This is a genomic window from Novosphingobium resinovorum (genome assembly GCF_001742225.1).
Lineage (GTDB): Bacteria > Pseudomonadota > Alphaproteobacteria > Sphingomonadales > Sphingomonadaceae > Novosphingobium > Novosphingobium resinovorum_A.
In genome coordinates, this window is record NZ_CP017075.1 from 2,733,020 (window position 1) to 2,758,756 (window position 25,737).

At 67.2% G+C, this 25,737-nt stretch carries 26 protein-coding genes; 8 read left to right on the forward strand and 18 right to left on the reverse strand.

What is annotated here, in order from left to right; all coding sequences use genetic code 11:
• Window positions 1-92 precede the first annotated feature (92 nt).
• Entirely contained in the window at window positions 93-2,087 is a 1,995-nt protein-coding gene (gene thrS / locus BES08_RS12795; RefSeq protein WP_069708528.1) for a threonine--tRNA ligase, read from the forward strand.
• Window positions 2,084-2,761: a spermidine synthase gene (locus BES08_RS12800; protein WP_069708529.1), complete on the forward strand. Its 678-nt coding sequence runs from the start codon at window positions 2,084-2,086 to the stop codon at window positions 2,759-2,761. Before thrS ends, BES08_RS12800 begins: the two co-directional genes overlap by 4 nt.
• A gap of 232 nt (window positions 2,762-2,993) precedes the next feature.
• On the opposite strand, the gene BES08_RS12805 is transcribed toward BES08_RS12800, so the two are convergent.
• From BES08_RS12805 to BES08_RS12825, 6 genes are all read right to left on the reverse strand, one after another.
• A complete protein-coding gene (locus tag BES08_RS12805; RefSeq protein ID WP_069708530.1) occupies window positions 2,994-3,218 on the reverse strand; it encodes a hypothetical protein in 225 nt (74 codons plus the stop codon).
• A gap of 10 nt (window positions 3,219-3,228) precedes the next feature.
• Complete coding sequence (locus BES08_RS12810; protein WP_036525784.1) at window positions 3,229-4,116, reverse strand: bestrophin family protein; 888 nt, start codon at window positions 4,114-4,116, stop codon at window positions 3,229-3,231.
• 22 nt (window positions 4,117-4,138) lie between these two features.
• Window positions 4,139-4,369, reverse strand: coding sequence for a hypothetical protein (locus BES08_RS12815; RefSeq protein ID WP_051586844.1), 231 nt, complete (start codon window positions 4,367-4,369; stop codon window positions 4,139-4,141).
• Window positions 4,370-4,564: 195 nt separating this feature from the next.
• On the reverse strand, window positions 4,565-4,690 hold the full coding sequence (locus BES08_RS34500; RefSeq protein WP_256434585.1) for a hypothetical protein: 126 nt from the start codon (window positions 4,688-4,690) through the stop codon (window positions 4,565-4,567).
• Window positions 4,691-4,739: 49 nt separating this feature from the next.
• On the reverse strand, window positions 4,740-5,732 hold the full coding sequence (locus tag BES08_RS12820) for an agmatine deiminase family protein (protein WP_083274669.1): 993 nt from the start codon (window positions 5,730-5,732) through the stop codon (window positions 4,740-4,742).
• Complete coding sequence (locus BES08_RS12825; RefSeq protein ID WP_069708531.1) at window positions 5,717-7,444, reverse strand: M28 family metallopeptidase; 1,728 nt, start codon at window positions 7,442-7,444, stop codon at window positions 5,717-5,719. The genes BES08_RS12820 and BES08_RS12825 overlap by 16 nt, the downstream gene beginning before the upstream one ends.
• A gap of 228 nt (window positions 7,445-7,672) precedes the next feature.
• Here BES08_RS12825 and BES08_RS12830 point away from each other — a divergent pair, with 228 nt between their 5' ends.
• The 5 genes from BES08_RS12830 to BES08_RS12850 all read left to right on the forward strand — a co-directional run bounded on the left by BES08_RS12830 (window position 7,673) and on the right by BES08_RS12850 (window position 13,153).
• The gene (locus tag BES08_RS12830) at window positions 7,673-10,387 is read left to right on the forward strand and encodes a bifunctional [glutamine synthetase] adenylyltransferase/[glutamine synthetase]-adenylyl-L-tyrosine phosphorylase (protein WP_069708532.1); all 2,715 of its coding nucleotides are present in this window, start codon (window positions 7,673-7,675) and stop codon (window positions 10,385-10,387) included.
• Window positions 10,384-10,854 carry a peroxiredoxin gene (locus BES08_RS12835; RefSeq protein WP_069708533.1) on the forward strand — a complete coding sequence of 157 codons (471 nt, stop codon included), beginning with the start codon at window positions 10,384-10,386 and terminating at the stop codon, window positions 10,852-10,854. The genes BES08_RS12830 and BES08_RS12835 overlap by 4 nt, the downstream gene beginning before the upstream one ends.
• A gap of 104 nt (window positions 10,855-10,958) precedes the next feature.
• The gene (locus tag BES08_RS12840; RefSeq protein ID WP_069708534.1) at window positions 10,959-11,747 is read left to right on the forward strand and encodes a ferritin-like domain-containing protein; all 789 of its coding nucleotides are present in this window, start codon (window positions 10,959-10,961) and stop codon (window positions 11,745-11,747) included.
• Window positions 11,748-11,889: 142 nt separating this feature from the next.
• Window positions 11,890-12,579, forward strand: a complete 690-nt coding sequence (locus tag BES08_RS12845; RefSeq protein WP_008832433.1) for a M23 family metallopeptidase — start codon at window positions 11,890-11,892, stop codon at window positions 12,577-12,579.
• Between the two features lie 301 nt (window positions 12,580-12,880).
• On the forward strand, window positions 12,881-13,153 hold the full coding sequence (locus BES08_RS12850; protein ID WP_069708535.1) for a PilZ domain-containing protein: 273 nt from the start codon (window positions 12,881-12,883) through the stop codon (window positions 13,151-13,153).
• Between the two features lie 102 nt (window positions 13,154-13,255).
• Here the strand turns inward: BES08_RS12850 and hemN are convergent, their stop codons facing one another.
• The 10 genes from hemN to ccoN all read right to left on the reverse strand — a co-directional run bounded on the left by hemN (window position 13,256) and on the right by ccoN (window position 22,731).
• Window positions 13,256-14,569, reverse strand: coding sequence for an oxygen-independent coproporphyrinogen III oxidase (gene hemN / locus BES08_RS12855; RefSeq protein WP_069708536.1), 1,314 nt, complete (start codon window positions 14,567-14,569; stop codon window positions 13,256-13,258).
• A 31-nt stretch (window positions 14,570-14,600) separates the two neighbouring features.
• Window positions 14,601-14,819 (reverse strand): hypothetical protein, encoded by a 219-nt coding sequence (locus tag BES08_RS12860; protein ID WP_069708537.1) that lies wholly within the window; start codon window positions 14,817-14,819, stop codon window positions 14,601-14,603.
• Window positions 14,816-14,962: a cbb3-type cytochrome oxidase assembly protein CcoS gene (gene ccoS, locus BES08_RS12865; protein ID WP_008832429.1), complete on the reverse strand. Its 147-nt coding sequence runs from the start codon at window positions 14,960-14,962 to the stop codon at window positions 14,816-14,818. The genes BES08_RS12860 and ccoS overlap by 4 nt, the downstream gene beginning before the upstream one ends.
• Entirely contained in the window at window positions 14,959-17,115 is a 2,157-nt protein-coding gene (locus BES08_RS12870) for a heavy metal translocating P-type ATPase (RefSeq protein WP_069708538.1), read from the reverse strand. The genes ccoS and BES08_RS12870 overlap by 4 nt, the downstream gene beginning before the upstream one ends.
• Window positions 17,112-17,660, reverse strand: a complete 549-nt coding sequence (locus tag BES08_RS12875) for a FixH family protein (RefSeq protein ID WP_069708539.1) — start codon at window positions 17,658-17,660, stop codon at window positions 17,112-17,114. Before BES08_RS12875 ends, BES08_RS12870 begins: the two co-directional genes overlap by 4 nt.
• A complete protein-coding gene (ccoG, locus tag BES08_RS12880; protein ID WP_069708540.1) occupies window positions 17,657-19,108 on the reverse strand; it encodes a cytochrome c oxidase accessory protein CcoG in 1,452 nt (483 codons plus the stop codon). The genes BES08_RS12875 and ccoG overlap by 4 nt, the downstream gene beginning before the upstream one ends.
• Window positions 19,109-19,233: 125 nt before the next feature.
• Window positions 19,234-20,145: a cytochrome-c oxidase, cbb3-type subunit III gene (gene ccoP / locus BES08_RS12885; protein WP_069708541.1), complete on the reverse strand. Its 912-nt coding sequence runs from the start codon at window positions 20,143-20,145 to the stop codon at window positions 19,234-19,236.
• Entirely contained in the window at window positions 20,138-20,320 is a 183-nt protein-coding gene (locus BES08_RS12890) for a cbb3-type cytochrome c oxidase subunit 3 (RefSeq protein ID WP_008828422.1), read from the reverse strand. The genes ccoP and BES08_RS12890 overlap by 8 nt, the downstream gene beginning before the upstream one ends.
• A complete protein-coding gene (gene ccoO, locus BES08_RS12895; protein ID WP_008828423.1) occupies window positions 20,317-21,066 on the reverse strand; it encodes a cytochrome-c oxidase, cbb3-type subunit II in 750 nt (249 codons plus the stop codon). The genes BES08_RS12890 and ccoO overlap by 4 nt, the downstream gene beginning before the upstream one ends.
• 21 nt (window positions 21,067-21,087) lie before the next feature.
• Entirely contained in the window at window positions 21,088-22,731 is a 1,644-nt protein-coding gene (ccoN, locus tag BES08_RS12900) for a cytochrome-c oxidase, cbb3-type subunit I (RefSeq protein WP_036525759.1), read from the reverse strand.
• A 421-nt stretch (window positions 22,732-23,152) separates the two neighbouring features.
• On the opposite strand from ccoN, the gene BES08_RS12905 reads away from it, so the two are divergent.
• Complete coding sequence (locus tag BES08_RS12905) at window positions 23,153-23,851, forward strand: OmpW/AlkL family protein (protein ID WP_069708542.1); 699 nt, start codon at window positions 23,153-23,155, stop codon at window positions 23,849-23,851.
• A gap of 639 nt (window positions 23,852-24,490) precedes the next feature.
• Here the strand turns inward: BES08_RS12905 and BES08_RS12910 are convergent.
• On the reverse strand, window positions 24,491-24,937 hold the full coding sequence (locus tag BES08_RS12910; RefSeq protein ID WP_008831368.1) for a GtrA family protein: 447 nt from the start codon (window positions 24,935-24,937) through the stop codon (window positions 24,491-24,493).
• A 61-nt stretch (window positions 24,938-24,998) separates the two neighbouring features.
• Window positions 24,999-25,700, reverse strand: a complete 702-nt coding sequence (locus BES08_RS12915; RefSeq protein ID WP_008831369.1) for a Crp/Fnr family transcriptional regulator — start codon at window positions 25,698-25,700, stop codon at window positions 24,999-25,001.
• Window positions 25,701-25,737 lie beyond the last annotated feature (37 nt).

Sequence of the window (25,737 nt, forward strand, 5' to 3'; positions counted from 1 at the left end):
CCCGGAGGCGCGCCTGTGCCATGGCGCCCCCAAAGGTTTTCCGCCCACATGCTCTGGTATGGCATGGGGCAAACGAGAGAATGAGTTCGTCCATGTCCGAAATGTTCAAGATCAGCCTGCCCGACGGTTCCGTGCGCGAGATGCCGCAAGGCTCGACCCCGGCCGACGTCGCTGCCGCCATCGGCCCCGGCCTCGCCAAGGCCGCCCTCGCCGCGAAGATCGACGGTGAGCTGGTCGACCTGTCGCGCCCCTTCACCGGCGACGCCAGCCTTGCGCTCGTGACCAGCCGCGACGAGGCCGAAGCGCTGGACCTGGCCCGTCACGACTTCGCGCACGTCCTTGCCGAAGCGGTGCAGGCGCTGTTCCCCGGCACGCAGATCACCTTCGGCCCTTCGACGAACGACGGCTTCTACTACGACTTCGCCCCGGCAGAGCGCCCCTTCACCGACGAGGACCTGCCCGCGATCGAGGCGGAGATGCGCAAGATCATCGCCGCCAACAAGCCGCTGCGCCGCGAGGTATGGGACCGCGAACAGCTCATCAGCCGCTGGAAGCAGCAGGGTGAGAGCTTCAAGGCCGAATGGGCCGCCGAACTCCCCGGCGACGAGCCTCTGACGGTCTACTGGTCGGGCGACGACTGGCTCGACATGTGCCGCGGTCCGCACCTGCCCTCGACCGGCAAGCTGGACCCCGCCGCCTTCAAGCTGACGCGCGTATCGGGCGCCTACTGGCGCGGCGACCAGAACAACGCGATGCTTTCGCGCATCTACGGCACCGGCTGGCTCAACAAGAAGCAGTTGGCCGAGCACCTGACGCGCCTCGAAGAGGCCGCCAAGCGCGACCACCGCAAGCTCGGTAACGAGATGGACCTGTTCCACCTCCAGCACGAGGCGCACGGCTCGGTGTTCTGGCACCCCAAGGGCTACGTGATCTATCGCGCGCTCGAAGACTACATGCGCCGCGCCGTCAACGATGCGGGCTGCAAGGAAGTGAAGACGCCACAGGTCATGGACGCGCGCCAGTGGGAGCAGTCCGGCCACTGGGGCAAGTACCGCGAGAACATGTTCGTCATCCCCGACGAGGTGCCCAACACCGAGGACGACGGCCCGATCATCTCGGACGACGCGCAGTGGATGGCGCTCAAGCCGATGAACTGCCCGGCGCACGTCCTGATCTTCAAGCAGGGCATCAAGTCGTACCGCGACCTGCCGCTGCGCATCGTCGAGAACGGCTGCTGCCACCGCAACGAGCCGCACGGCGCGCTCCACGGCCTGATGCGCGTGCGCCAGTTCACGCAGGACGATGGCCACATCTTCTGCCGCGAAGACCAGATCGTCGGCGAAGTGCAGGCGTTCTGCGAGATGGCGGACCGGGTCTACCGCGACTTCGGCTTCACTTACGCGATCAAGCTGGCACTGCGCCCGGACAACCGCATCGGCACCGACGAGCAGTGGGACAAGGCCGAGGCCGAACTGCGTGACGCCGTGGTGCGCGCAGGGCTCGCCACCGAGGAATACGGCTGGGAAGAACTGCCCGGCGAAGGTGCGTTCTATGCGCCCAAGCTGGAATGGCACCTGACCGACGCGATCGGCCGCACCTGGCAGGTCGGCACGATCCAGTCCGACCGCATGCTGCCCGAGCGCCTCGACGCGCACTACATCGGCGAAGACGGCGAGAAACACCGCCCGGTCATGCTGCACCGCGCGATCTTCGGTTCGTACGAGCGCTTCATCGGCATCCTGATCGAGCACTTCGCGGGCAAGCTGCCGGTGTGGCTGGCCCCGGTTCAGGCCGTGGTGACGACGATCGTTTCGGACGCCGACGGCTATGCCGCCGAAGTCGCCGCCAAGCTGAAGGCGGCGGGCGTGCGCGTCGAAACCGACGTGCGCAACGAGAAGATCAACTACAAGGTGCGCGAACACTCGCTCAAGAAGGTCCCGCACCTCGTCGTCGTCGGCAAGCGCGAGGCGGAGGAAGGCACCGTCGCCCTGCGCACCCTCGGCGCCGAGCACCAGAAGGTGATGCCCCTCGATGAAGCCATCGCCCTGCTGACCGCCGAAGCGACCGCGCCGGACCTGAAGGCATGATCCAGCGCGAACTCCTCGACAGTGCATGGATTCCGGACGGCGAAAAGCTGGAGCTTTTCAGACACGACAAGGACTTCATGATCGTCATCGGCCACAACGAGCTGATGAGCACGCGCAAGTGGGGCTCGGAAGAGGCCCTTGCGACGATGGCCTACGACCGGATCAAGGGCTCTTCCAAGCGCCCGCACTTCCTGATCGGCGGCTACGGCATGGGCTTCACCCTGCGCGCCGCGCTTCGGGTGCTGCCCGCCGATGCGAAGATCACCGTCGTCGAACTGGTGCCCGAGATCATCCAGTGGGCGCGGGGCCCGATGGCGCACCTGACCGGGGACTGCCTCGAAGACCCGCGCGTCAACCTGGTGATGGGCGACGTCGCGCAGGCCATCGTCGACGGCCATGGTGACTACGATGCGATCCTGCTCGACGTCGACAACGGCCCCGATGGGCTGGTGCGCGAGGACAACAACGTCATCTATTCCAAGGTCGGCCTGCGCGAGGCTTACGGGGCGCTGACCCCGGACGGCGTGCTGGCGATCTGGTCGGCCGGTGCCGATCCTTCCTTCACCCGCCGCATCGAGCGGGCGAGGTTCGCGGTGGACGAAGTGAAGGTCCACGCGCGCAGCAACGGCAAGGGGCCGAAGCACGTGATCTGGTTTGCGTCCAAGAGCGAATAAGGGAAGTCTGGGGCCATTGCCCCAGACCCCTGAACTGTCGTCGTAGCGCGCGCAGTAGCGTTTCGTATGGACTGCAGCCTTAATAATGGCCTGCGGCGCATCACCTCAAGTTCGTCATTGCGAGCGTAGCGAAGCAATCCAGGGCAGTTTCATACCGCGCTGGATTGCTTCGCTACGCTCGCAATATCGAGGTGATAGCCTCACAATGAGCGTGCGGCGCCGCTGCCCGCAATCAGCTCGACGGTAACGGGGGTGCAGGGGGGCCATGCTCCCCTGCTTTCTTCTTCGAACCCTTCGAAACCGCCACGATCACCGCACTGCCGAGCAATATCCCGGTAACCATGGCCCCAACCGCCAGAAGCCCAACCGGACTGAAATCCGCCCGGGCTTCCGCGCTGAAGACCTTGCCGAAGCGCAGCGCAGCGCTGGTGACCTGACGATCCTTGTAGAGCTTCATACCCCCAGGATTACCACAGCACCCCGTGCTTGTCAGGCTGGACGGGTGCGGGCGCTGGCTCGCCGATCGCCTGCAGCAGGTCGATCTCGATCGTGCGGCACATGGAATTGAGCGGCAGGTCGTGGACGTCGTTGGCGAAGGGGTCGACGAGATCGTCACCGATCGCCAGCACCGCGAGGAACATCAGCCCTGCGATCGTCGAGCCCAGCGGCGTCGCGAACTGCAGCGTCTCGACCAGCCCGATCGGCAGGAGGACGCAGAACAGGTGGGTGAACACTTCGGGGATGAAGCGGTACTGGAACGGCAACGGCGTGTTCTTGAGCCGCTCCATGCCGCCCTGAGAGTTGGCAATATCGACGAGGACCGCCTCCATCTGCGTCTGCTGGATGGTGTCGATCCAGCCCTTGCGGCGAGCCTGATCGATGCGGCGGCCGGTGCCGTCGAGAATGCCGTTGGCGACGTTGACGCGGCTGAATGCGGGGTCCTTCTCGTCACCGGGAAATACGCGAAGGACTTCCTCGTCCTGCGGCAGACGGCGGAGCTGGCAGCGCAGCGCGTTGACGTAGGCGATCTGGCGATAAACGATCTCCCGCTTCAGCTCCGACGCCTCGGGGTCGGGCATGAAGTTGCGAGCCGCACGCGCGATGTTGCGGCTGGCGTTGATCATCAGGCCCCACAGCCCGCGCCCTTCCCACCAGCGCTGATAGGCCGAGTTGCTGCGAAAGCCGAGGAACAGCGCCAGCGCCGAGCCGAACAGCGTGATCGGCAGCTCCGGCGCCTTGAACGGGAGTATGTAATAGGTGATCGTGACGATCACGTCCCACACGAAGAGCAGCGTCAGCGGCTTCCAGATCTCCTGGATGACGCGGGTGGAACTCGGTATCTTGGCGACGATCATTGGGTCCTGGCAGGCTCCGTTGTCACGGTTTCGGGCTCACGGGCTCGGCAGCGGCGGGGCCGACCTTGGGAGCACCCTCGGTCGAACGGGCCATCGCGATCGAAGTTCCGGTAGCGGGCCGGATCGAGAACCAGTCTACACGGTCCACGGCGACCAGAAAGGCCAGAACGCCGCAACCAAACAGGAAAAGCAGGCCGTTGCCGATGAACGATTCGCGCACGCGGGCGCGGTCGGCGTCAGTCATGTTGCGCATTGTCATCTCCATCAAAGGGTCGCCTTAAAGATTGGGGACGCCCGATTTCGATTGCATCATCCCAATGCGACAAAACTTTGCTGCAACGCAATATCTAGGTGTGCAGTGCAACAAGCGAGACAAGACGCAGCCACGCTCTGTCACGAAACGTTGAATTTGTTTGAAAAGATTGCCGGCCGATGAACGGCCTGGCGCTCAGAAGGGCAGTGCGTCGCGCGCGAGGATGAGCGCCAATGCGCAGCCGCCCACGATCAGCGGGCGCAACCATTCGCTCCCGATGACGGGACGATGAACCTGCGCGAGAGCGACGATGCGAGCCATGCGCGCGACTATGCACGCGCAGTGGTTTCCAAAGCGTTAAGGCAACGTCTCAGACCGACGGCATCTGCTGGCTGGAGCAATGGAACGAACCGCCGCCCGCCAGCACCGCATCGGCCATGACGCCCAGAGTGTCGCGGTCCGGGAACAGCGCGGCGATGGCGGCAACGCCCTCCTCGTCATGTTCGGTGCCGTAGATCGGCACGACCACCAGCTTCGAGGTGATCGCGAAGTTCATGTAGCTGGCGGGCTCCACCCGGCCATCGGTCTCGACCCGGCCCGGCGAAGGGACCTCGGCAACCTTGACGCCCATCGCCTCGGCCCGCGCCTTCGCGTCGGCATAGATCGCGGCGTTGGGATCGTCCTTGCCGGTCGCGCGCGGCACCGCCAGCAGGTTCGGCGCCACGAACCGGGCGAGGTTGTCGACGTGGCCGTCGGTATGGTCGTTGATGAGGCCGTCGCCCAGCCACAGCACGCGCTCGTAACCGAGATCACGCTGCAACCGCATGTCGAGGTCGGCGCGCGTCAGATGCGGGTTCCGGTTGGGGTTGAGGAAGACCTGCTCGGTCACCGCCACCAGCCCGGTGCCGTCACCATCGATCGCCCCGCCTTCGAGAATCCAGTCGGCCATCTCGACGTCGAGACCCGCATCGCGCGCCAGTTCCTCGCCGATCTCCTGATCGCCGTCCATCAGGTACTTGCCGCCCCAGCCGTTGAAGCCGAAGCGCATGCCCTTGCGGTTACCATGCGAGTCCACGGTGACAAGCGGCCCGGTATCCCGCAGCCAGACGTCGCCGTAGCGGCGGGTTTCAAGCTTCACCTTTTCGGACACCAGCTCCAGCGCGCGGGCGCGATTGACCTCGTCGCGCACGATCAGGCGCACTTCCTGTCCGCTCTCGGCGACGGCGCTGGCGAAATCCGCCATCTGTTCCTGCGCGCGTTCCAGGAAGCCGGGCCACTCGACCGGATCATGCGGAAAACCGATCCACAGCCAGTCCTGCGCGGCCCATTCGGGGGGAAGAGTGAAAGTCACTTGGTATTGCATCCCTTGGTTGCAGCGGCGCAGTCCCGGTCGTGGATGGCCTTGTCGCGGATCGCGCGGAATTCGTCGCCTGCGCGCCAGTTCGGCCACATCGTGCCGTCCGCCAGCGTGCGGCCGAGGTCGTAGAACAGTTCGACGTCCTGGGTGATGCCGCTCCAGTCCCAGTTTTCCGAGTATTCATCGGCCGGGGCGTGGTAGCGGTTGTCGGTATAGTCCTGCGCGGCCTTCTCGCCCGCCGCCGTGCCGCCGTTCATGAGGTCGCCGCTGCGCTCGACGTTGAACATCGGCACGCCGCGCTTGGCGAGGCTGAAGTGGTCGGAGCGGTAGTAGCCGCCGCGCTCGGGGTGATCCTCGGGCACGTCGGTCAGGCCGCGCGCCTTCAGCGCAGCGAGGTAGAGATCGCCCAGCTCCGACTTGTCGCCGCCGGTCTGGGTGTAGGACTTCGCGCGGCCCGCAGGCAGCAGTGCATCCATGTTCACTCCGCCGACGGTGTGGTCGAGCGGATAGATCGGGTTGGCGCCGTAGAACTCAGAGCCGAGCAGCCCCGATTCCTCCAGCGTCAGTGCCACGAAGACCTGGCTACGCTCGGCAGGTCCAGTCTCGGCATTCATCTTCGCGATGGCGGTGAGCGCCGCGACGCCGTCGGCATTGTCGACCGCGCCGTTGCAGATGTCGTCGTTCGGCTTGCCACCCTGCGGCGTGCAGTGGCCGAGGTGGTCCCAGTGCGCCGAATAGAGCACGACCTCGTCCGGCCGCGACTTGCCCGGCAGCACGCCGACGACGTTGTTGGACGTTGAGCGGCGGATGGCATTGTCGAACCCGAAGCTGACCTTGAGGCCGAGCGGGACCGGCTTGAAGCCCTTGGTCTGCGCCGCTTTGGTCAGCGCTGCGAGGTCCTTGCCCGAGGCTTTGAGAATCGCCTCGGCCACGGGCTTCTGGATCCAGCCGTTGGCGACCGTCTGGTCCATCGCGTCGTTCGGGGTCTGCACCGAATACTGCGCGCCGGTCCAGCTGGAGTTGACTACGTTCCACCCGTAGGCCGCCGGGAACGTGTCATGCACGATCAGCGCGGCGGTCGCGCCCTGCCGCGCGGCTTCCTCGAACTTGTAGGTCCAGCGGCCGTAGTAGGTCATGCGGCGGCCCTTGAAGATGCCCTGCTCGCCTTCCATCGCATAGTCCGGGTCGTTGACGAGGATCACCGCCGTCTTGCCCTTCATGTCCAGCCCGGCATAGTCGTTCCAGCCGAGTTCGGGCGCATTGATGCCGTAGCCGACGAAGACCAGTTCGCTGTCCTGCACCTGCGACTTCGGCGTCACCCGGTAGCTCGACGCGACATAGTCGTCGCCCGGCCTGAACGACAGCGAGGTTGCCGTGCCGGAAACCTTGAGCGGCGTATAGTCGCTCGCGGTGATCTCCACCGTCGGCACCGGCTGGAGCCACTGGCCCTTGTTGCCCGGCTGCAGGCCCGCCGCCTTGAACTGGGCGACGATGTAGTCGAGCACCTTCGGCTCGATCGCGGTGCTCGGCGCGCGGCCCTCGAAGTCGTCGGCGGAGAGGCGCTTGGTGACGGCCTTCATCAGGTCCACCGGCACGTCCGGCTGCGCGCCTGCATCGGCGGGCGGCTTCAGCGCGGTGCCTTTGGGCAAGGGTTGGGCCGAAGCGGCGAGCGAAACGCCAAGCGCGGCCAACGCGACGAGCGGCAGGTAAGGCTTCATGGGGGGACCTCCAGACGAACGGGCGCACAGGTGCCAGACGGCGCGGGTGGGGGCAAGTATGCGCCGACGTCGTCCCGGACTTGATCCGGGACCGCTGGCCGTGAGCGGCCCACATCGCGTTCGAACGCCCCGACGCAAGGCCTCACCTAAAGACAGCCAGCGGTCCCGGATCAAGTCCGGGACGACGAAATCTTGCCCAAACCGCAAGCCGAGGGCAGAACGCCGGCCATGAGTGCCGACTGGACCAGCGCGATCGACCGCGCCCGCGCCCATGCGCCGTTCCTTGCGAACGCGCTCGATCGCCTTCCCGCCGTGACGGAACTGCTGCAGGCCGGCGATGGTCAGGCCGCTCTCGCGCTGGCCCGCAAGGCAGGGGAGGGCGTCGCCGACACCGCCTCCGCCCTGCGCCGCGAGAAGCAGGCGCTCGGCCTTGCTCTCGCCATCGGCGACCTTGCGGGTGCCTTCCCACTGCTGGAGGTGACCGGCGCCCTCTCCGCCTTCGCCGACCGGGCGCTCGACACTGCGATCGTCGCCGGAATCCGCCGCCGCGTGCCCGACTACGACCCCGCCGAGCCAAAAGGCTTCTTCGCCCTCGCACTGGGCAAGCACGGCGCCGGGGAGCTGAACTACAGCTCCGACATCGACCCGATCCTGCTGTTCGACCCGAAACTCCTGCCCCGCCGCGAGCGCGACGAGCCCGGCGAGGCCGCCCAGCGCATCGCCCGCGCGGTGGTGGAGATCCTCTCGCACGTCGGGCACGAGGGCTACGTCTTCCGTGTCGACCTGCGCCTGCGCCCGGCCTCCGAAGTCAGCCCGCTGGCGATCCCGGTCGAAGGCGCGCTGAGCCATTACGAATCCTCCGCCCTGACTTGGGAACGCGCCGCCTTCATCCGTGCCCGGTCCTGCGCCGGGGACGTCGCGGCGGGCGAGGCGTTCCTTGCCGCGATCCGCCCCTTCGTCTGGCGCCGCAGCCTCGACTTCGGCGCCATCGCCGAGATCGGCCGCCTGACCGCGCAGATTCGCGCCAGCACGCGCGGCTCCCCGCAAGTCGGCCCCGGCTTCGACCTCAAGAAAGGCCGCGGCGGCATCCGCGAGATCGAGTTCTACGCCCAGACCCATCAGCTGATCCACGGCGGCCGTCACCCGGCCCTGCGCCTGCGCGGCACCCGCGCGACGCTCGACGCGCTGGCCGAGGCGGGGCTGGTCCCGGCCGAGGAAGCGCGCCTGCTCGGCGAGCACTACGACCGCCTGCGCACGATCGAGCATCGCCTGCAGATGCAGCACGACCAGCAGACCCACAGCCTGCCGAAAACCGCCGAGGGCATCGAGGCGGTCGCCCGGCTCGACGGCATGGCGAGCGGTCAGGCCCTGCTCGACGAACTCACCGCCATCACCGAGGCGGTGGGCGAGCGCTACGACACGCTGATCATGGCGAATACGCCCACCGGCGCGGTCGCGGTGCCCGACCAGTCGACCATGCCCGAGGACCTCGAAGCACTGGGCTTCGCCGATTCCGCAGGCGTCGCCCAGCGCATCGAGGGCTGGCTCGGCGGCAAGGTCCGCGCCCTGCGTTCCGATGCCGCGCGGGCGGCGTTCGTCGCGATCGCCCCGGACCTCCTCGCCGCGCTTGCCGCCGCGCCCGAACCCGATCGCGCGCTCGCCCGGTGGGAGCAGTTGCTCGGCAACCTGCCGAGCGCCATCAACCTGTTCAACCTGCTGCAGGCCCGCCCGGCGCTGATCGAGATGCTGGCGCGCATTCTCGGCCTTGCCCCGCCGCTGGCCGATGCCCTCGCCCGCCGCGCCGACCTGCTCGACCCGCTGATCGACGCCAGCGCCTTCGACCTGCCCGGCAGCGTTGCGGAACTGGTCGCCGAACTGACGCGGTTCGAGGCGGGCGACGACTACGAACGCAAGCTCGACGCGGTGCGGCGTAAGGTCGGCGAGCTGCGCTTCAAGCTGGGCGTCCAGCTGATCGAGGGCGCCAACGATCCCGTCGCGATCGGCCACGCCCTCGCCCGCATCGCCGAGGCCGCACTGGTCGTCCTTACCGATGCCACCGCCGAGGAATTCGAGGGCACCCACGGGCATATCGCGCAGAGCGAGATGCTGATCCTCGGCCTCGGCCGCATGGGCGGCGGAGTGCTGACGCACGCCTCGGACCTCGACCTTGTATACTTGTTCAGCGGTGACTTCCGCCGCGAATCGGACGGCCGCCGCCCGCTGGGCGCCACGCATTATTACAACCGCCTGTCGCAGCGAGCGATCTCGGCGCTGTCGGTGGCGACCGCGCAAGGCGCATTGTTCGAGGTCGATACCCGCCTGCGGCCATCCGGCGAGCAGGGGCCACCCGCGGCCAGCCTCGAAAGCTTCGATACCTACCAGCGCGAGCAGGCGTGGACGTGGGAGCACATGGCGCTGTGCCGCGCCCGCCCGCTCTACGGCTCGCCCGAAGGCCGCGCGGCGCTGGCCGCAGTCGTGCACGCCGTCCTCACCGCCCCGCGCGAGGCCGAAAAGCTGCGCGCCGACGTGCTGGAAATGCGCGAGAAGATGGCCCGCCACAAGCCGCCGGGCGGCCCGCTCGACGTCAAGCTGATGCGCGGCGGGCTGGTCGATCTGGAGTTCATCGTCCACTTCATCCAGCTGCGCGAACGCGGACCCGGCCTCGATCCCGATCTCGGCGAGGCGGTGCGCGGACTGGCCGCAGCGGGACTCGTCGATGCCCCGCTGGTCGAGGCGCACGACGCGCTTACCCGCCTGCTCGTAGCCGGACGGCTGCTGGCGCCCGATGCGCAAGTGCCCGGCCCTGCTGCGCGCTTGGCACTCGTGCGCGCATGCGGCTATGGGGACTGGGAAGCGCTCGAAACGGGCCTCGCAACGGCGCGCCGCCACATCGCGGACGCCTGGCGCGCGGCCTTCGACGAAACCCTGGAGATAGACGCATGACCCGCCCGCACATCGGCGACCCGTTCCCCGACATTGCCCTTGAAACGCCGGAAGGCGGCAGCGTGAAGGCCTCCGACTTCACCGGTCGCAAGCTGGTCGTGTTCTTCTACCCCAAGGACGCGACCCCCGGCTGCACCACCGAAAACATCGAGTTTTCCGCGCTGCAGGGCGAGTTCGAAGCGGCAAACACCGCCCTGCTCGGCGTCAGCAAGGACTCGGCGAAGAAGCACCAGAACTTCATCGCCAAGCACGACCTCAAGGCCCCGCTCGCGACCGATGCGGAGGAGAACGGTCTCTCCGACGCGCTCGGCATCTGGACCGAGAAGCAGAACTATGGCCGCACCTACATGGGCATGGTCCGCACCACGTATCTGATCGCAGCGGACGGCAGTATCGCACAGGTCTGGGACAGGGTGAAGGTCAAGGACCACGCCGCCAAAGTGCTGGAAGCCGCAAAGGCGCTATAACTCACTCTTCGTCATTGCGAGCGCAGCGAAGCAATCCAGAGCAGCCTCAAGCCGCCCTGGATTGCTTCGCTGCGCTCGCAATGACGAAACTTGGGAGAACTGCAATGCAGACCACCATCGCCGCCGCCATCCGCGCCGCCCTGCTCGAGTGCGATCCGCACGCCAAGGTGATGGCCGCCCGCAAGGTCGCGCGCGACTGGCGGCTCGGGCGGCTCGCCTTCGCGTTCGACGCCGCGATGCCCGAGACCCCCGGCCGTCCGGACGCGCCCGAACTGCTGCCGCCCGGCAAGATGCCCCGGCGCAAGGGAGGGGGCGAACGGGGCCGCATCGCCCTGTGGCACGCGCTCGCGCATATCGAGTTCGTGGCGATCGATCTCGCGCTCGACATGGCCGGGCGGTTCGGGGAATCGATGGGGCGGCAGTTCGTGTCCGACTTTCTCAAGGTCGCGGCGGACGAGGCCATGCACTTTTCCCTGATCGACAGGCATTTGCGCACGCAAGGCAGCCACTATGGCGCCCTGCCCGCCCATGACGGACTGTGGAGCGCCGCGCACGAGACTCGGGGTGATGTCGGCGGCCGCCTCGCCGTCGTGCCGATGGTGCTGGAAGCCAGGGCGCTGGACGTCACCCCAGCGGCGATCGAGCGGGTCCGCACGATGGGCGACGAGCGCGGCGCACGCATCCTTGAACGCATCCTTGACGACGAAATCGCCCACGTTCGATTCGGCGCAAATCATTTCGCCGACCACGCCGAACGGTTGGGCGACGAGCCCGGAGAGCTGTGGAAATCCTTGGTTTTTCGTTACTTTCACGGCTCCGTTAAACCGCCGTTCAACGACTCAGCGCGCCTCGCTGCCGGTTTGTCGCGCGATCTGTATACCGCGCTTGCCTGAGTCAAAACTAACGGCATAAGTCACACTCACGAGACGGCGGGGGGTTCCGACGATCTCCATACTCCTTGGCGCGACCGGTTTCGGCGTGCTCAAAATATCGCCGCTTTCCTCGGAATGACGGCGGATAAGCAAGGTATTGCGAGTGGTCGTAACGAAATTTTTCGCCAAGTTCCGCGCAGTGACCGGCGTTTTCGTCGCAGCGGGACTGTCCATTGCAGCGCAACCTGCAATGGCCAACAGCAGCGCTGCCGCTGCCGACATTTCCTCCACCCTGCGCACCAGCCAGGCCGCGAACCAGTCGGTCACCGGCGGTGAGGACGAGCAGTTCAGCCAGCTGTTCAGCTCCTGGCAGAACTATGAGGAAACCGGCCTTGCCGCCGCCAAGCCCAAGGCAGCCGTCGGCGGCATCGCCACCGTCGCCATCCCCTCGCGCAACCCCCTCGCTCAAGAGCGCATGACCAGCACCTTCGGCATGCGCGAACATCCCATTCTCGGCGGCCGCCGCGCCCACAAGGGCGTCGATCTCGCCGCCCCCACCGGCACCCCGGTCTACGCCACCGCAGACGGCACCGTCAGCCGCGCCTCATGGTTCAGCGGCTACGGCCTGTTCGTCAGCCTCGAGCACGGCGGCGACATGCAGACCCGCTACGGCCACATGTCGCGCCTCAACGTCGCCGACGGCCAGCGCGTCCACAAGGGTGACATCATCGGCTACGTCGGTTCCACCGGCAACTCGACCGGCCCGCACCTCCACTACGAAGTGCGCGTCGACGGCGAGGCCGTGAACCCGGTTCCCTACATGCAGCAGCCGAGCCTCGCTTCGGCCAACTGACCAGAGTTTTCCTGTTGAGAGGAGGAAGAGGCGGCTCGCAAGGCCGCCTTTTCTTTTGCCTGTGTTCCGCGATGCGCCAAAAAAGGGGCCAAAAAAATGGGGCGGTCCGTCACGAGGGTGGGCCGCCCCTTGAAGTTGGGGAGAAGCGGTTACCGCACCGGGGCTCCGCCGGAGCGGAAGGGGTTGGTGCGGTGGACCGGCAAGACGGTCTTCGCACTGGCGGCCGCGTCTCACATTGATCGCGGTCAATTCCGCGCAAACCCGCTGAATTTCTGCTGCGCGCCGCCGTTCTTGGCCTGAAATGGACACGTCCCGCTTCCGGCCCACCCCGATCCTGCGCGAGCGCCGCCGCCGGCGCTGCACGCGCTTTGCGCTGATGGATTCACGCGGGGTAGAGATCGCGGTGATCGTGCGCGACATATCCTCGCGCGGGCTCAGTGCCGCTGCGGCGGGGGAGCCGCCCAGCCTCAATGAAGTGGTGCGCGCCACGCTGGAGGACGGCCGCGAGGTCTGGGGCCTCGTGCGCTGGCGCGAGGGCAACCTGTTCGGGGTGGAGTTCGATACGCGGGGGTGAAACCTTCCGTTCGTCATTGCGAGCGTAACGAAGCAATCCAGGGCAGTTTGGCGCCGCCCTGGATTGCTTCGCTACGCTCGCAATGACGAAATTAGAGCAAGTTCACACCGCCGAACTGAAGCGCCGCAGCGAATCCTTGCGATACGGGTCGAACCGCGCCGCGATCGAGCGCGCGTAAGGCAGTCCGCCCGGCAGCACGACGAGGTCGCCGCCATCGGTCTCGCACAATCCGGCATCGAGGTAGGGGCGCAGCAGCGGCCCGGCCTCCTGCCACAAGTCCGCCGCCACAGGCGCGCGGCCCTGGCACAGCAGCGCCTCTATCACCGCGCCGCGCCGCTGGTCCTCGGCGCTCCGAACGATCCCGCGCGTCGCGGTCAGGCGGTCCTGCGAGAGCATCATGCGATAACGCCCGGTGTTCTTCTCGTTCTGGACGAGCAGGTCCGGAAAGCCGCCGATCGCCGAGGCCCCCAGCCCCAGCAGGACCGGCGCCTGATCGTCCGTGAAGCCCTGGAAGTTGCGACGAAGGTGTCCGGTCAGCGTCGCCTGCGCCAGCGGATCGCCGGGCAGGGCGAAATGGTCGAAGCCCACCGCGACATAGCCCCGGTCCAGCAGGAAGGCGTGCCCGTAAGCCGCCATGGCGAAGCGCGCCTCGGCACCGGGCAGTTCGCTCGCATCGATCTTGCGCTGGCGGGGGATCAGGTGCGGAACGTGGGCATAGCCGAACAGCGCGATGCGATCGGCGCCGAGCGCGACGGCGCGCTCCAGCGAATCCTTCAGGTGCGCCATGGTCTGGCCGGGCAGCCCGTACATGAGATCGAAGTTCAGCGAACCCACGCCCGCGCCGCGCAGCATGGCGACGGCCTGCTCGATCATCGCGGTGGGCTGCACGCGGCCGATCGCCCGCTGCAACGGCTCCGCAAAGGTCTGCACGCCGAGGCTGGCACGCGCGATTCCGACCGAGGCGATCACCCCCGCCCACCCGGGGCCAAGGGTGCGCGGGTCCAGTTCGATCGAGATGACCGGGTGCGAGGTCTCGAACTGCAGCGTCAGCGCATCGACCAGCCGCACGAAATCGATCGGCGAAATGCCGTTGGGACTGCCGCCGCCAAAAGCGATGCGCGTCACCCGCGCCCCTGCGGGAAGGCGTTCGGCGACGAGATCGATCTCGCGGTGAAGCGCGTCGAGGTAACTCGCTACCCTGTCCCGCCGGTTGGCGACGCTGGTGTTGCAGCCGCAATACCAGCAGATCTTCTCGCAGAACGGGATGTGGACATAGAGCGATACCTCGCCCTGCGTGCGCTCCAGCGCCTCCTCGTATTGGCCCGCGCCTATCCCGCCAGCGAACTCGGCGGCGGTGGGGAAGCTGGTGTAGCGCGGCACGGGAATCGCCAGCAGTTCGGGGTGATAGGTCCACATGGCCGCAACTTTGCCTTATCCCTCCGCGCCGTCATTGCGATCGATCAAGCCGCTTGCGTTTGGAATCGGAATGGCAGCCCTTGGCGCAACATGGCCCCTGCGGCGGTCCCGGAGGTGCGGGGACCGGCACACTCAGCACGCCGCCGCCGCAGGTCATCGCGACGAAGTCACGCGCCTCGACCTGCAGCGGGCCCACCATCGCCGGGACCAGCGCCAGCGTGCCGAACAGCGCGAGCAGGCGCCGTGTCATGGCGCGTCCTCGTCGATCAGGATGCGGTTGGCGGCGCCGTCCATATCCTCGTACTGGCCCGAGCGCATCGTCCAGAAGAACGTGCCCAGCGCGCAGAGCCCCATCGCCAGCGAGAGCGGGATCATGAAGCCGAGAATCGTCATTGCGCTTCCTTCCCTGCCGCGCGCGCCAGCCGCAGCGAATTGCCGACCACCAGCAGCGAAGAGCCCGACATCGCCAGCGCCGCCACCAGCGGGGTGACGTGGCCGAGGATCGCCAGCGGCACCGCCAGCACGTTGTAGCCCACCGCCATCGCGAAGTTCTGCCGCACCACCCGCATCGTGGCGCGCGCCACCTTCACCGCCGTCGCCACCGGCATCAGCCGCTCGCCGACGAAGACGCCGTCGGCCGCCTGCTGCGAGACGTCGCTCGCCCCGCCGGGCGCGAGGCTGACGTGGGCGCCTGCCAGCGCCGGGCCGTCATTGAGCCCGTCGCCGACCATCAGCACCTTGTGCCCAAGCCCCGCGCGGCGTTCGAGCAGCGCCAGCTTGTCCGCCGGGCGCATCGCCGCCGTGGCGAACAGGCCCAGTTTCCGCGCGACGCCGCCGACCGCCTCCACCCGGTCGCCCGAGGCGATCGCGGCGATGAGGCCTTGCGCCTTCAGCGCCGCCAATGTCTCAGTCACGTCAGGGCGCAGGCTGTCGGCGAAGGTTATGCGGGTCCGGGTGCCATCGACCAGAAGATCGACGGCGAGAGTGTCCGTCTCCACCTCGGGCCGCAGCAGCGCGACTCCGGCGCCGTCGCATCGCCCGATCATGCCGGAGCCGGGAGCCTCGCGCACCAGTTCGACGGCTGCGGGCTCCGCGCCTTCGCCGCGCAGCGCATGGGCGAGCCCACGGCTCAGCGGATGGCGGCTCGCCTGCGCCAGACCCAGCGCGATGGCGCGGCTGCGCGGGCCGAGCATGGCCAGCGTGACCGGGCGCGGTTCGCCCAGCGTCAGGGTGCCGGTCTTGTCGAGCAACACTTCGTCCGCCTCGGCCAGCCGCTCCAGCGCCGAGCCGTCCTTGATGAGCAGGCCCCGCCGCATCAGCGCCCCCGCCGCGACGACTTGCGCCGCCGGAACCGCAAGGCCGAGCGCGCAAGGGCAGGTGATGATGAGGACGGCGGTGGCGATCGTCAGCGCCTTGTAGACGCTCGCCCCTGCGATCAGCCAACTGCAGAAGCTGAGGAACGCGAGGGTGTGGACGGCGGGCGCATAGAGCCGCGCCGCGCGGTCCGCCACGCGCACGTAGCGCGAGCGGGACTGGCCCGCCTCGTCCATCAGCCGCGCGATGTCGGCGATGGCGGTGTCCTGCGCGGCGGCGGTGACGCGCACCCGCACCGGGTTGCCGAGGTTGATCGTGCCCGCGTGGACGAGGTCGCCGGGCACGGCGGGGCGCGGGGCGCTCTCGCCGGTCAGCATCGCGGTGTCGATGGTGGTGCGGCCTTCGACGACCTCGCCGTCGGCGGCGAGCGATTCGCCTGCCGCCACCAGCATCGTCATGCCGGGGCGCAGCTTGTCGGCCTCGACATAGCGGGCAGTGCCGTCCTCGTCGATCACTTGCGCGCCCCGCCCCATGCGGCTGAGCAGGGCGGCGATGCCGGAGCGGGCGCGGCCGCGCATCATCGCGTCGAGCGTGCGGCCCGCGAGCAGGAAGAACAGCAGCATCACCGCGCCGTCGAAGTAGGCGTGCTCGCCCCCGGTCAGCGTTTCGTAGAGGCTCATGCCCGTCGCCAGGATCACGCCGATGGAGATCGGCACGTCCATGTTGGTTCGCCGGTACTTCAGCGCCATCCACGCCGAGGCGAAGAACGGGCGGCCCGAATAGACCACCACCGGGATGCCGATCAGGGCGCTGATCCAGTGGAACATGCCGCGCGTCACCGCGTCGGTGCCCGACCAGACCGAGACCGAGAACAGCATGATGTTCATCATGCCGAAGCCTGCCACCGCCAGCGCACGGATCAGGCGTTTCGTCTCCACATCGTCGCGGGCGAGCGGGTTGCCGGCGGCGCGTTCGGCCTCGAAGCCGAGTTTGCGCAGCTCCTCGATCAGCGTCTCGGCATCGAGCGTCCCGGCATGGCTGACGGCGACGCGCTTGGCGGATAGATTCACACGCGCCGAAGCCACGCCGGGGACGAGAGCGAGGCCGCGCTCGATCTTGCCGATGCAGCCGGCGCAGCGGATGCCGGGGACGGTGAAGCGGCTGTCGATGCTGGGCGCGGTATCGAGTGCGGTTTCGGCAGGGACCGACGGCGGGGGTGTTATGGCGTTCATGCACCGATCTCCTGTTCGGTGCGCCATTGGCGGCCCTCGGTTTCGACATCGAAGCGCAGGGTCCAGCGGCCTGCGGGCAGCGGCCGGGTGCTGATCCAGTGCCCGCCCTCGCGGCGGAAGGTGAGTGCGGTGTCGGGGAGGCGGCCGAGGGGGTGGCGGGCGATGGCGGTGAGCTTGGTGTGGACGGCGGGGGCTTCGACAAGCTCAGCCTGAGCGGGATTTATAGCAGGGCTATTAACCCCACCCCGCTCATCCTGAGCTTGTCGAAGGATGGATGGCGCGACCTCCAGATCAACCACCACCCTGCCCTCCGCCCCCCGCCGCGCTTCCAGTCGCCACCCGAGCGCCTTCTCCTTCGCCGCCTCATCCAGCCAGCGGTTGAAGTCCTGGCTGGCGACGTAGGAGTTCTCCACCACGATCCCGCCGAAGGTGGTGCTGGCGAGCGTCGCCATCGTCACGTTGACTGCCAGCACCACGCCGAACCCGGCGACGAGGATCGCGGTCATATGCTTTCCGTTGAAAGGCTTGCGGGTCTGCACGGTCATGGGTTCGCCTCCTGCGGGGTGTCGAAGGTCACTTCGGATAGGGCGGTCTCGCGCGCCTCGCCCTCGGCGGTGACGCGGAAGGTGAAGTCCTGCGCGGCGGTTGTCGGCGGGGCGACGACGTAGACGCGCAGAGGCAGCGTAGCGTCGGCGGGGATCGTGCGGGTGAGGGTACGGGCGGCATCGGCGCGGGCGCTGTCGTCGGTCCACATCACCGCGCCGGGGAGACCGACGATGGCGATCTCCATCCTGCGCGGGCGGCCCTCCATGTTGCGCAGGCGCAAGGTGTAGGCGCCCCGCACAGAGCCGTCGCTCAGAAGGATGTACGGCGGGTTGCGATCCTTGGCGACGGTCAGCCCGGTGTGGACGCGGGTGCCCAGCGCGAACAGCAGGGCAAGGCCGATGCCCGCCCAGACCGCGAGGTACGCCAGCGTGCGCGGGCGCCAGATCAGCTTCAGGTGGCGCGTCGGCGGCTGTCCCGCCTTCTCGCGCTCGGCATCGTCCAGCGTGGCGTAGTCGATCAACCCGCGCGGGCGGCCGATGTCGTGCATCACCCGGTCGCAGGCGTCGATGCACAGGGCGCAGGTGATGCAGCCGACCTGCGGGCCCTGGCGGATGTCGATGCCGGTGGGGCAGACGGCGACGCACTGGTTGCAATCGATGCAGTCGCCGAACACGTCGGGCGCTTTCTGCGATTTCTTGAGGCTGGCGCGCGGTTCGCCGCGGAAGTCCTTGTAGGTGACGGTCAGCGATTTCTCGTCGGTCATCGCGGTCTGGATGCGCGGCCAGGGGCACATGTAGATGCACACCTGTTCGCGCATGAAGCCGCCGAGCACGAAGGTGGTCGCGGTCAGCGTCGCTACGGTGGCATAGGCGACGGGATCGGCGGTGCCGCTCCAGAATTCGGTCCAAAGCGTGGGCGCGTCGGCGAAGTAATAGATCCACGCGCCGCCGGTGGCGAGGCTGATGGCGAGATAGATCGCCCACTTCACCAGCCGCCGGGCGATCTTGGCCGGTCCCCACGGGGCTTTGTAGAGCCGCATTCGCGCATTGCGGTCGCCGTCGATCAGGCGGTCGACGTGCTGGAACAGGTCGGTCCAGACGGTCTGCGGGCAGGCATAGCCGCACCATGCCCGCCCCACCGCGCTGGTGACGAGGAACAGACCGATCCCCGCCATGATGAGCAGGCCGGCGACGAAGTAGAACTCGTGCGGCCAGATCTCGATGCCGAACATGTAGAAGCGGCGGTGGGCGAGGTCGATCAGCACCGCCTGGGTTGGCGCATAAGGGCCGCGATCCCAGCGCAGCCACGGGGTGACCCAGTAGACCGCGAGGCACAGCGCCATGATCGCCCACTTGATGCGGCGGAACTTGCCGTCGATGCGGCGATTGAAGACCGGTTCGCGCTTTGCGTAGAGCGAGAGCTGGGTCATGTCGGGGGGCTTGTTCATGGTACTTGTCCCGCCTGGGAGTGCTTCCTTTTTCTCCGTCATCCCCGCGAAGGCGGGGACCCATCTCCTGAACTGGCATGTTGCACGGTCATCAGATGGGTTCCCGCCTTCGCGGGAATGACGGGTCAGGGGGTGGCGGCAGCTTCGGGCTCGGGCGCAGGCGTCTGTTCCCCCCCGCCGAGCGAGTGGACGTAGGCCGCCAGCATCTTGATCGTCACCGGATCGAGACGGCCAGTCCATGCGGGCATCACCCCCATGTGCGGCTTGCCGATCTGCGCGACGACATCGTCCTTCGTGCCGCCGTCGAGCCAGATCGCGTCGGTCAGGTTCGGCGCGCCGAACTGGCGGCTGCCCTTGCCTGCCGGGCCGTGGCAGACGGCGCAGTTGTCGGCGAAGAGCTTCGCGCCCTCCGCGTTGCCCCGCGCCTTGCCCGAAAGCGAGAGGACGTGCCCGGCCACCGCATCGATCTGCGCCGCCGTCAGCAGGCCGTCGCTGCCGAAGTTGGGCATGATCGACATGCGCGTGGCGTCATCGCCCGGCTGGCGGATGCCGTGGAGCAACGTCGTCTCGATGGTTTTCAGATCGCCGCCCCAGAGCCAGTCGTCGTCGTTGAGGTTGGGGAAGCCCTTCGACCCCGCCGCGCCGGCGCCGTGGCACTGGACGCAGTTGATCCTGAACGCCGCCGCGCCGCCCGCCACCGCCGCGCGCATCAGTTCGGGGTGCTTCGGCAGCTCCTCGATTCTCATGTCCGCCAGCGCCGCCACGGTCTTCGCGCGGGTGGCGGCGGCGGCCTTCATGTCCTTGTCCAGCTCGCCCCGGCTGGTCCAGCCGAGCGTGCCTTGCGTCGCGCTCGAAAGCATCGGCCACGCCGGGTAGACCACGCTGTAGCCCAGCGCGAAGACGATGCAGGCGTAGAAGGTCCAGAGCCACCAGCGCGGCAGCGGGGTGTTGAGTTCCTCGATCCCGTCCCACTCGTGGCCGACGGTTTCCGTGTTCGTGGCTTCGTCGAGGCGTCCTTTTGGATGATGCTCAGCCATCGTTCTCGTCCTTGAAGATCATCGTAGCGGCGGCGTCGTTCTTCGCGCGGTGGCCGGGCCGGAAGGGCCAGGCGATCAGCACGACGAACACCACCAGCATCGCCAGCAGGCCCCAGCTGTCGGCCAGATGCCGCAGCATGTCGTACGTGGAGTGGGTGCTGAGGGAGAAGGTCATCGCCCCTTCTCCTTGGCCAACTGCTCCTGCGCGGCGGCGGCGTTGACATCGACCATGGTGCCCAGCACCTGCAGATAGGCGACGAGCGCATCCATCTCGGTCACGCGGCTGGGGTCGCCGTCGAAGTCGCGGATCTGCGCCTTGGGGTAGCGCTTGAGCAGGTCGCCGGGATCGGCTTCCGGGTCGGCCTGCGCGTTGAGGTCGGCCAGCGCGCTGGTGATGTCGCGGTCGGTGTAGGGCACGCCCACGCGGCGCAGCGCGGTGAGGTTCGCGGCGGGGTCGGCGACTTGCAGGTCACGCTCGGCGAGGAAGCCGTACTTCGGCATCACCGATTCGGGCACGACGCCCTCGGGGTTCGTCAGGTGCTGGACGTGCCAGCTGTCCGAATACTTGCCGCCCACGCGCGCAAGGTCCGGCCCGGTGCGCTTGGAGCCCCACTGGAACGGATGGTCGTACATCGATTCCGCCGCGAGGCTGTAGTGGCCGTAGCGCTCCACTTCGTCGCGGAAGGGGCGGATCATCTGGCTGTGGCAGACGTAGCACCCCTCGCGCACGTAGATGTCGCGGCCCGCCTGCTCCAGCGGGGTATAGGGGCGCACGCCCTGAACTTTCTCGATGGTGTTGTCGATCCAGAACAGCGGCGCGATCTCGACGATGCCGCCGATGGCGACGACGACCAGCGCGCAGATGCCCAGCAGGGTGATGTTCTTCTCGAGCGTCTTGTGGCGTTCGACGATGGTGGTCATGGTTCTTGTCCCTGTTCGTCGTCAGTTCGCGAGGATCGGGCGGTCGGCGGCGGGATCGTAGGCGGCATCGCGCAGGGGCTTTTCCTCGCGCAGCTTGCCGAGGATCGTGGCCCAGACGTTGACCGTCATGATGACCCCGCCCGCGAGGTAGAGCGCGCCGCCGAAGGCGCGCAGCGCGTACATCGGATGGAGCGCCGCCACGGAGTCTGCGAAGGAGTTCACGAGGTAGCCGTCGGCCCCGTATTCGCGCCACATCAGGCCTTGGGTGATGCCCGCCACCCACATGCTGGCGGCGTAGAACACGATCCCCAGCGTCGCGAGCCAGAAGTGCCAGTTCACCATGCGCAGCGAGTAGAGCCGCTCCCGGCCCCACAGGCGCGGCACGAGGTAGTAGATCGCGCCGAAGGTGATCATCCCGTTCCAGCCCAGCGCGCCGGAGTGGACGTGGCCGATGGTCCAGTCGGTATAGTGCGAGAGCGAGTTGACGCTCTTGATGCTCATCACCGGGCCTTCGAAGGTGCTCATGCCGTAGAAGGCGAGCGCCATCACCATCATGCGGATGATCGGATCGGTGCGGACCTTGTCCCAGGCGCCGTTGAGCGTCATCAGGCCGTTGATCATGCCGCCCCAGCTCGGCATCCACAGCATGATCGAGAACACCATGCCCAGCGTCTGCGCCCAGTCGGGCAGCGCGGTGTAGTGCAGGTGATGCGGCCCCGCCCAGATGTAGAGGAAGATCAGCGACCAGAAGTGGATGATCGACAGTCGGTAGGAATAGACCGGTCGCTCGGCCTGCTTGGGCACGAAGTAGTACATCATGGCCAGGAAGCCGGCGGTCAGGAAGAAGCCCACCGCGTTGTGGCCGTACCACCACTGCACCAGCGCCCCCTGCACGCCCGCGAACAGCGGGTAGCTCTTGGAGCCCAGCAGGCTGACCGGCAGGTCGAGGTTGTTGACCACGTGCAGCATCGCCACGGTGACGATGAATGCGAGGTAGAACCAGTTGGCGACGTAGATGTGCGGCTCGCTGCGCCTGACGATCGTGCCGACGAAGACCGCGAGGTAGCAGACCCACACGATGGTCAGCCACCAGTCGACGTACCATTCGGGCTCGGCGTATTCCTTGCCCTCGCTGATGCCGAGGAGGTAGCCGGTGGCGGCCAGCACGATGAACAGCTGGTAGCCCCAGAACACGAAGCGGGCGAGACCGGGAAAGGCCAGCCGCGCGCGGCAGGTGCGCTGGACGACGTAGAAGCTCGTCGCGATCAGGGCATTGCCGCCGAACGCGAAGATCACCGCCGAGGTGTGCAGCGGGCGGACCCGGCCGAAGTTGAGGTAGGGCTCCAGATTGAGCCAGGGCCAGGTCAGCTGCGCGGCGATGAACACGCCCGCGAGGAAGCCCGCCATGCCCCAGAACACCGTGGCGATCATGCCCCAGCGGATCGGGTCGTCGTCATAGCGCCCCTGATCGGGAAACCGCAGGACGCCGCGGGCGATGCCGTCGTAGTCGGCGCCGCGCAAGGTGAACCACAAGGCGGTCATCGCCGCGATGGCGACGATCCCCATGTGGATGGCGAAGCCCTGATCCACCGCCAGCGCGGAGGCCATCACGGCAAGGAAGAGCACGGCAAGCCACACGCCTGCCCGCGCCAGCACCGAAACCATAAGCTGTCTCTTTTCGAGATGAGTTGCTGATCAGGGTCCGCCTTGGGCGCTGGAGCCGGGAGTCGCATTGACGGGGATCAAAAACCCTCGTCGTTCCGGACCTGATCCGGGACCGCTGGCCGTGAACGGCCCGCCTCGCGGTGCGCGCCGCAGGGGCTTCGACAAGCTCAGCCTGAGCGGTGTTGAGAGGAAGTTATCAGTCCCGCTCAGGCTGAGCTTGTCGAAGCCCCCGCCGCGCAGCACGCGCCTAAAGACAGCCACCGGTCCCGGATCAAGTCCGGGACGACGGGGCGAAAGCAAAATTCTCCCCGACTTGCGCCCGATCAATTCATCCCGGTTGCATGAAGCGCAAACCGCAAGGGCCGCTCAAGAGGGGGGACATGCATGGTGCAGCCCCGGCGGTCATTCGAAAGACACGGATATGCGCAAGATCACCCTGCTCGCCGCCGCGCTTGCGGCCACTGCCTTCACCACGCCCGCGATGGCCGGAAGCCCGGACGGCAGGTTTCAGGTCAAGGTGCTGGGCACGGCAGTGCTGCCGGACGGCGGGATCGACAAGGTCAAGTCGATCGATTCGGGCCTTGCCACCACGCTCACCGGCATGGGCGTCACCGATGTGGACGCCCGGGCGAACGACAACGTCGTGCCCACCCTCGCGGTCGAGTATTTCTTCACCAAGGCCGTCTCGGTCGAGACGATCTGCTGCTTCACCCAACATCACGTGGGCGGTGCGGCGGACCTTGCGGGCACGCGGCTTGTCGATCACGTGCTGATCCTGCCCGCGACCGTGACCGCCAAGTACCACCTCGACACCGGCACCCCGATCAAGCCTTATGTCGGCGCCGGCCCCGCGCTGTTCTTCGTGTTCGACGAAAAGCCCGGCGCCACCGCACAGGCGCTCGGCGTGGACAAGGTGAAGATGTCGAACTCCTTTGGCGCGGTGCTGCAGGCGGGCGTGGACATCGCGCTCGGCCAGAGCGGCTACGGCGTGACGCTCGATGCCAAGAAGTACTTCATCAAGCCGACCGCCAGCTTCTATGCCGATGGGGCGAAGGTGCTGGAAACGAAGCACGACCTCGACCCGTGGGTGCTGAGCGCGGGCCTGTCGTACCGGTTCTGAGCGCGCTTGCCCTTGACAAACATAACCACATAGGTTATATGGCCCGACATCCGGAGCGGCGAATGATCACGTCGCTCCGGTGTATCGGGTCGGCGTCGTGGGCCGGGATGCGGTTTCAAGCCGCAGCTGTGCAAACCACGCGCCCATCGAAGACCCGGACTGTCTCTGCGCTACCGGAAACGCCGTCCATACGTTCCTGCGACACACGGCAGGGCATGGGAGGGCCATCCCGGATAGCCTTCGGCCGATAACGCTGCGAACCCTAACGATGGCCACATGGGACAAGTCCGATGGAATACAGGTCGAACCGGGCTGCACCGTGAGTTACCCGGCCGCTCGCCAGAGCTTCACGGAAAACAAAACCCCGCGTCCCGGTGAGGACGCTCCCGACGCCGACCCGATGTTACCTTCGGATGCGTTGATTTCCCCGGCGTAATGGCCCGCACTCGCCAGCGGGTATTTTTGCGTGACCCCGCTGCACGAACGACATCGTCATCCCAGCGAAAGCTGGGACCGCTGGCCTGTTACGGCCAACTATCGTTCAAACGCCCTGCCGAGGGTTGGGCTTTACTCGGCCAGCGGTCCCAGCCTTCGCTGGGATGACGGTGTTGGGTGACGGCGTTCCCGCATCCTACCCATTCACACTTCGTGGAAGTTCAGCGTCGCGTTCAGGATGAACACCAGCGTGCCCGAACACAGCGAGACGATCACCCGCGCGAGCAGATAATGCGCGTCGAACACCGTGGTCAGCAGCGCGAAACCGCCGAGGATCACCGCCAGCCCCACCAGCGCGTTGGTGAGGTAATAGACATAGCCGGTGAAGATCCCGCGATCGCTCTCCCGAAACACCCAGACCCGTGCAAGGCCGTAATTCAGCGAGTTGGCGAAGAGGAACCCCACCGTCACCGCCACGAACTTGTCGATGCCAAGCTGCGAGACCATCAGCCAGATCAGCGCCATGTCGATCGCGAAGCACAGGCACGAGGCCACGGCATTGCGCACGAACAGCACGGCCGTGTGCCGACTGAACAGGCCGTAGTGCGGGTGAGCGCCAAGGGAGCCCGGCACGATGGGCGAATGAAACATGCCAGTGGCAACGCCGCCGCCTCGCCATGGTTTCCCGCGAGCCGGTTACAGGGACGAACCGTTACCCTGCCTCGGCGACCAGCGTGTCGAAATCGAGGATCGTCACTTCGCGGCGCGAGGGCAGGTCGATCACGCCCTCGTTCTTGAGCCGGGTGAACTGGCGGCTGACGGTCTCGATCGTCAGGCCCAGCACGTCGGCGATCTGCTGGCGCGAGAACGGCAGGGTCAGGATTCGCCGCCCCGGATGCTCGAAATCGATCCGGCAGCCGGCGCCGCCGAGCCGTTCGGTCATCTCGACGAGGAAGCTCGCCATCTTCTCCGCCGCCGACTTGCGGCCGAGCAGCAACATCCAGCGGCGCGTGCGGTCCAGTTCGCCCAGCGTGCGTTCGAGCAGCTTGTGCTCCAGCGCCGGATGCTCGCGCGCGAAGGCGTCGAAGTCGCGGCGGGAGAACACGCAGACGCTGGCGTCGGTCAGCGCGGTGACGCCGTGCCCGGTGGTGCCGCCGAACGGGCGTCCGATGAAGTCGGAAGGATAGACCACGCCGACGATCTGCTCGCGCCCGTCCTCGGTGTTGGTGGAGAGCTTGAGGACGCCGTCGATGACATTGGCGACGAGGACCGAATCCTCGCCCTCCCAGATGATCGATTCCCCGGCGGTCAGCTTGCGCGTGCGCCCAATGGCGTTGAGCGCGTTCAGTTCGCCGGCGTCGAGCGCGGCACAGATCGCCCGGTTGCGGACGACGCAAAGATCACAGCTGGACATGGTTTCCGATCACCGGGGGCTTCTCGTGGGTTGTATA

Bases quoted from the DNA above. Each gene is read 5' to 3' on its own strand.
- BES08_RS12860 (WP_069708537.1), bottom strand. From the start codon at position 14,819: ATGACACGGCGCCTGCTCGCGCTGTTCGGCACGCTGGCGCTGGTCCCG.
- BES08_RS12915 (WP_008831369.1), bottom strand. From the start codon at position 25,700: ATGTCCAGCTGTGATCTTTGCGTCGTCCGCAACCGGGCGATCTGTGCC.
- BES08_RS12830 (WP_069708532.1), top strand. From the start codon at position 7,673: ATGAGTGCCGACTGGACCAGCGCGATCGACCGCGCCCGCGCCCATGCG.
- BES08_RS12825 (WP_069708531.1), bottom strand. From the start codon at position 7,444: ATGAAGCCTTACCTGCCGCTCGTCGCGTTGGCCGCGCTTGGCGTTTCG.
- BES08_RS12840 (WP_069708534.1), top strand. From the start codon at position 10,959: ATGCAGACCACCATCGCCGCCGCCATCCGCGCCGCCCTGCTCGAGTGC.
- BES08_RS34500 (WP_256434585.1), bottom strand. From the start codon at position 4,690: ATGGCTCGCATCGTCGCTCTCGCGCAGGTTCATCGTCCCGTCATCGGG.
- BES08_RS12850 (WP_069708535.1), top strand. From the start codon at position 12,881: ATGGACACGTCCCGCTTCCGGCCCACCCCGATCCTGCGCGAGCGCCGC.
- ccoO (WP_008828423.1), bottom strand. From the start codon at position 21,066: ATGACCACCATCGTCGAACGCCACAAGACGCTCGAGAAGAACATCACC.
- BES08_RS12875 (WP_069708539.1), bottom strand. From the start codon at position 17,660: ATGACCGTGCAGACCCGCAAGCCTTTCAACGGAAAGCATATGACCGCG.
- BES08_RS12815 (WP_051586844.1), bottom strand. From the start codon at position 4,369: ATGCGCAACATGACTGACGCCGACCGCGCCCGCGTGCGCGAATCGTTC.
- ccoN (WP_036525759.1), bottom strand. From the start codon at position 22,731: ATGGTTTCGGTGCTGGCGCGGGCAGGCGTGTGGCTTGCCGTGCTCTTC.
- BES08_RS12810 (WP_036525784.1), bottom strand. From the start codon at position 4,116: ATGATCGTCGCCAAGATACCGAGTTCCACCCGCGTCATCCAGGAGATC.
- ccoS (WP_008832429.1), bottom strand. From the start codon at position 14,962: ATGACGATTCTCGGCTTCATGATCCCGCTCTCGCTGGCGATGGGGCTC.
- BES08_RS12890 (WP_008828422.1), bottom strand. From the start codon at position 20,320: ATGACCTTCTCCCTCAGCACCCACTCCACGTACGACATGCTGCGGCAT.
- BES08_RS12835 (WP_069708533.1), top strand. From the start codon at position 10,384: ATGACCCGCCCGCACATCGGCGACCCGTTCCCCGACATTGCCCTTGAA.
- BES08_RS12905 (WP_069708542.1), top strand. From the start codon at position 23,153: ATGCGCAAGATCACCCTGCTCGCCGCCGCGCTTGCGGCCACTGCCTTC.
- BES08_RS12805 (WP_069708530.1), bottom strand. From the start codon at position 3,218: ATGAAGCTCTACAAGGATCGTCAGGTCACCAGCGCTGCGCTGCGCTTC.
- BES08_RS12800 (WP_069708529.1), top strand. From the start codon at position 2,084: ATGATCCAGCGCGAACTCCTCGACAGTGCATGGATTCCGGACGGCGAA.
- ccoP (WP_069708541.1), bottom strand. From the start codon at position 20,145: ATGGCTGAGCATCATCCAAAAGGACGCCTCGACGAAGCCACGAACACG.
- BES08_RS12870 (WP_069708538.1), bottom strand. From the start codon at position 17,115: ATGAACGCCATAACACCCCCGCCGTCGGTCCCTGCCGAAACCGCACTC.
- thrS (WP_069708528.1), top strand. From the start codon at position 93: ATGTCCGAAATGTTCAAGATCAGCCTGCCCGACGGTTCCGTGCGCGAG.
- hemN (WP_069708536.1), bottom strand. From the start codon at position 14,569: ATGTGGACCTATCACCCCGAACTGCTGGCGATTCCCGTGCCGCGCTAC.
- BES08_RS12910 (WP_008831368.1), bottom strand. From the start codon at position 24,937: ATGTTTCATTCGCCCATCGTGCCGGGCTCCCTTGGCGCTCACCCGCAC.
- ccoG (WP_069708540.1), bottom strand. From the start codon at position 19,108: ATGAACAAGCCCCCCGACATGACCCAGCTCTCGCTCTACGCAAAGCGC.
- BES08_RS12820 (WP_083274669.1), bottom strand. From the start codon at position 5,732: ATGCAATACCAAGTGACTTTCACTCTTCCCCCCGAATGGGCCGCGCAG.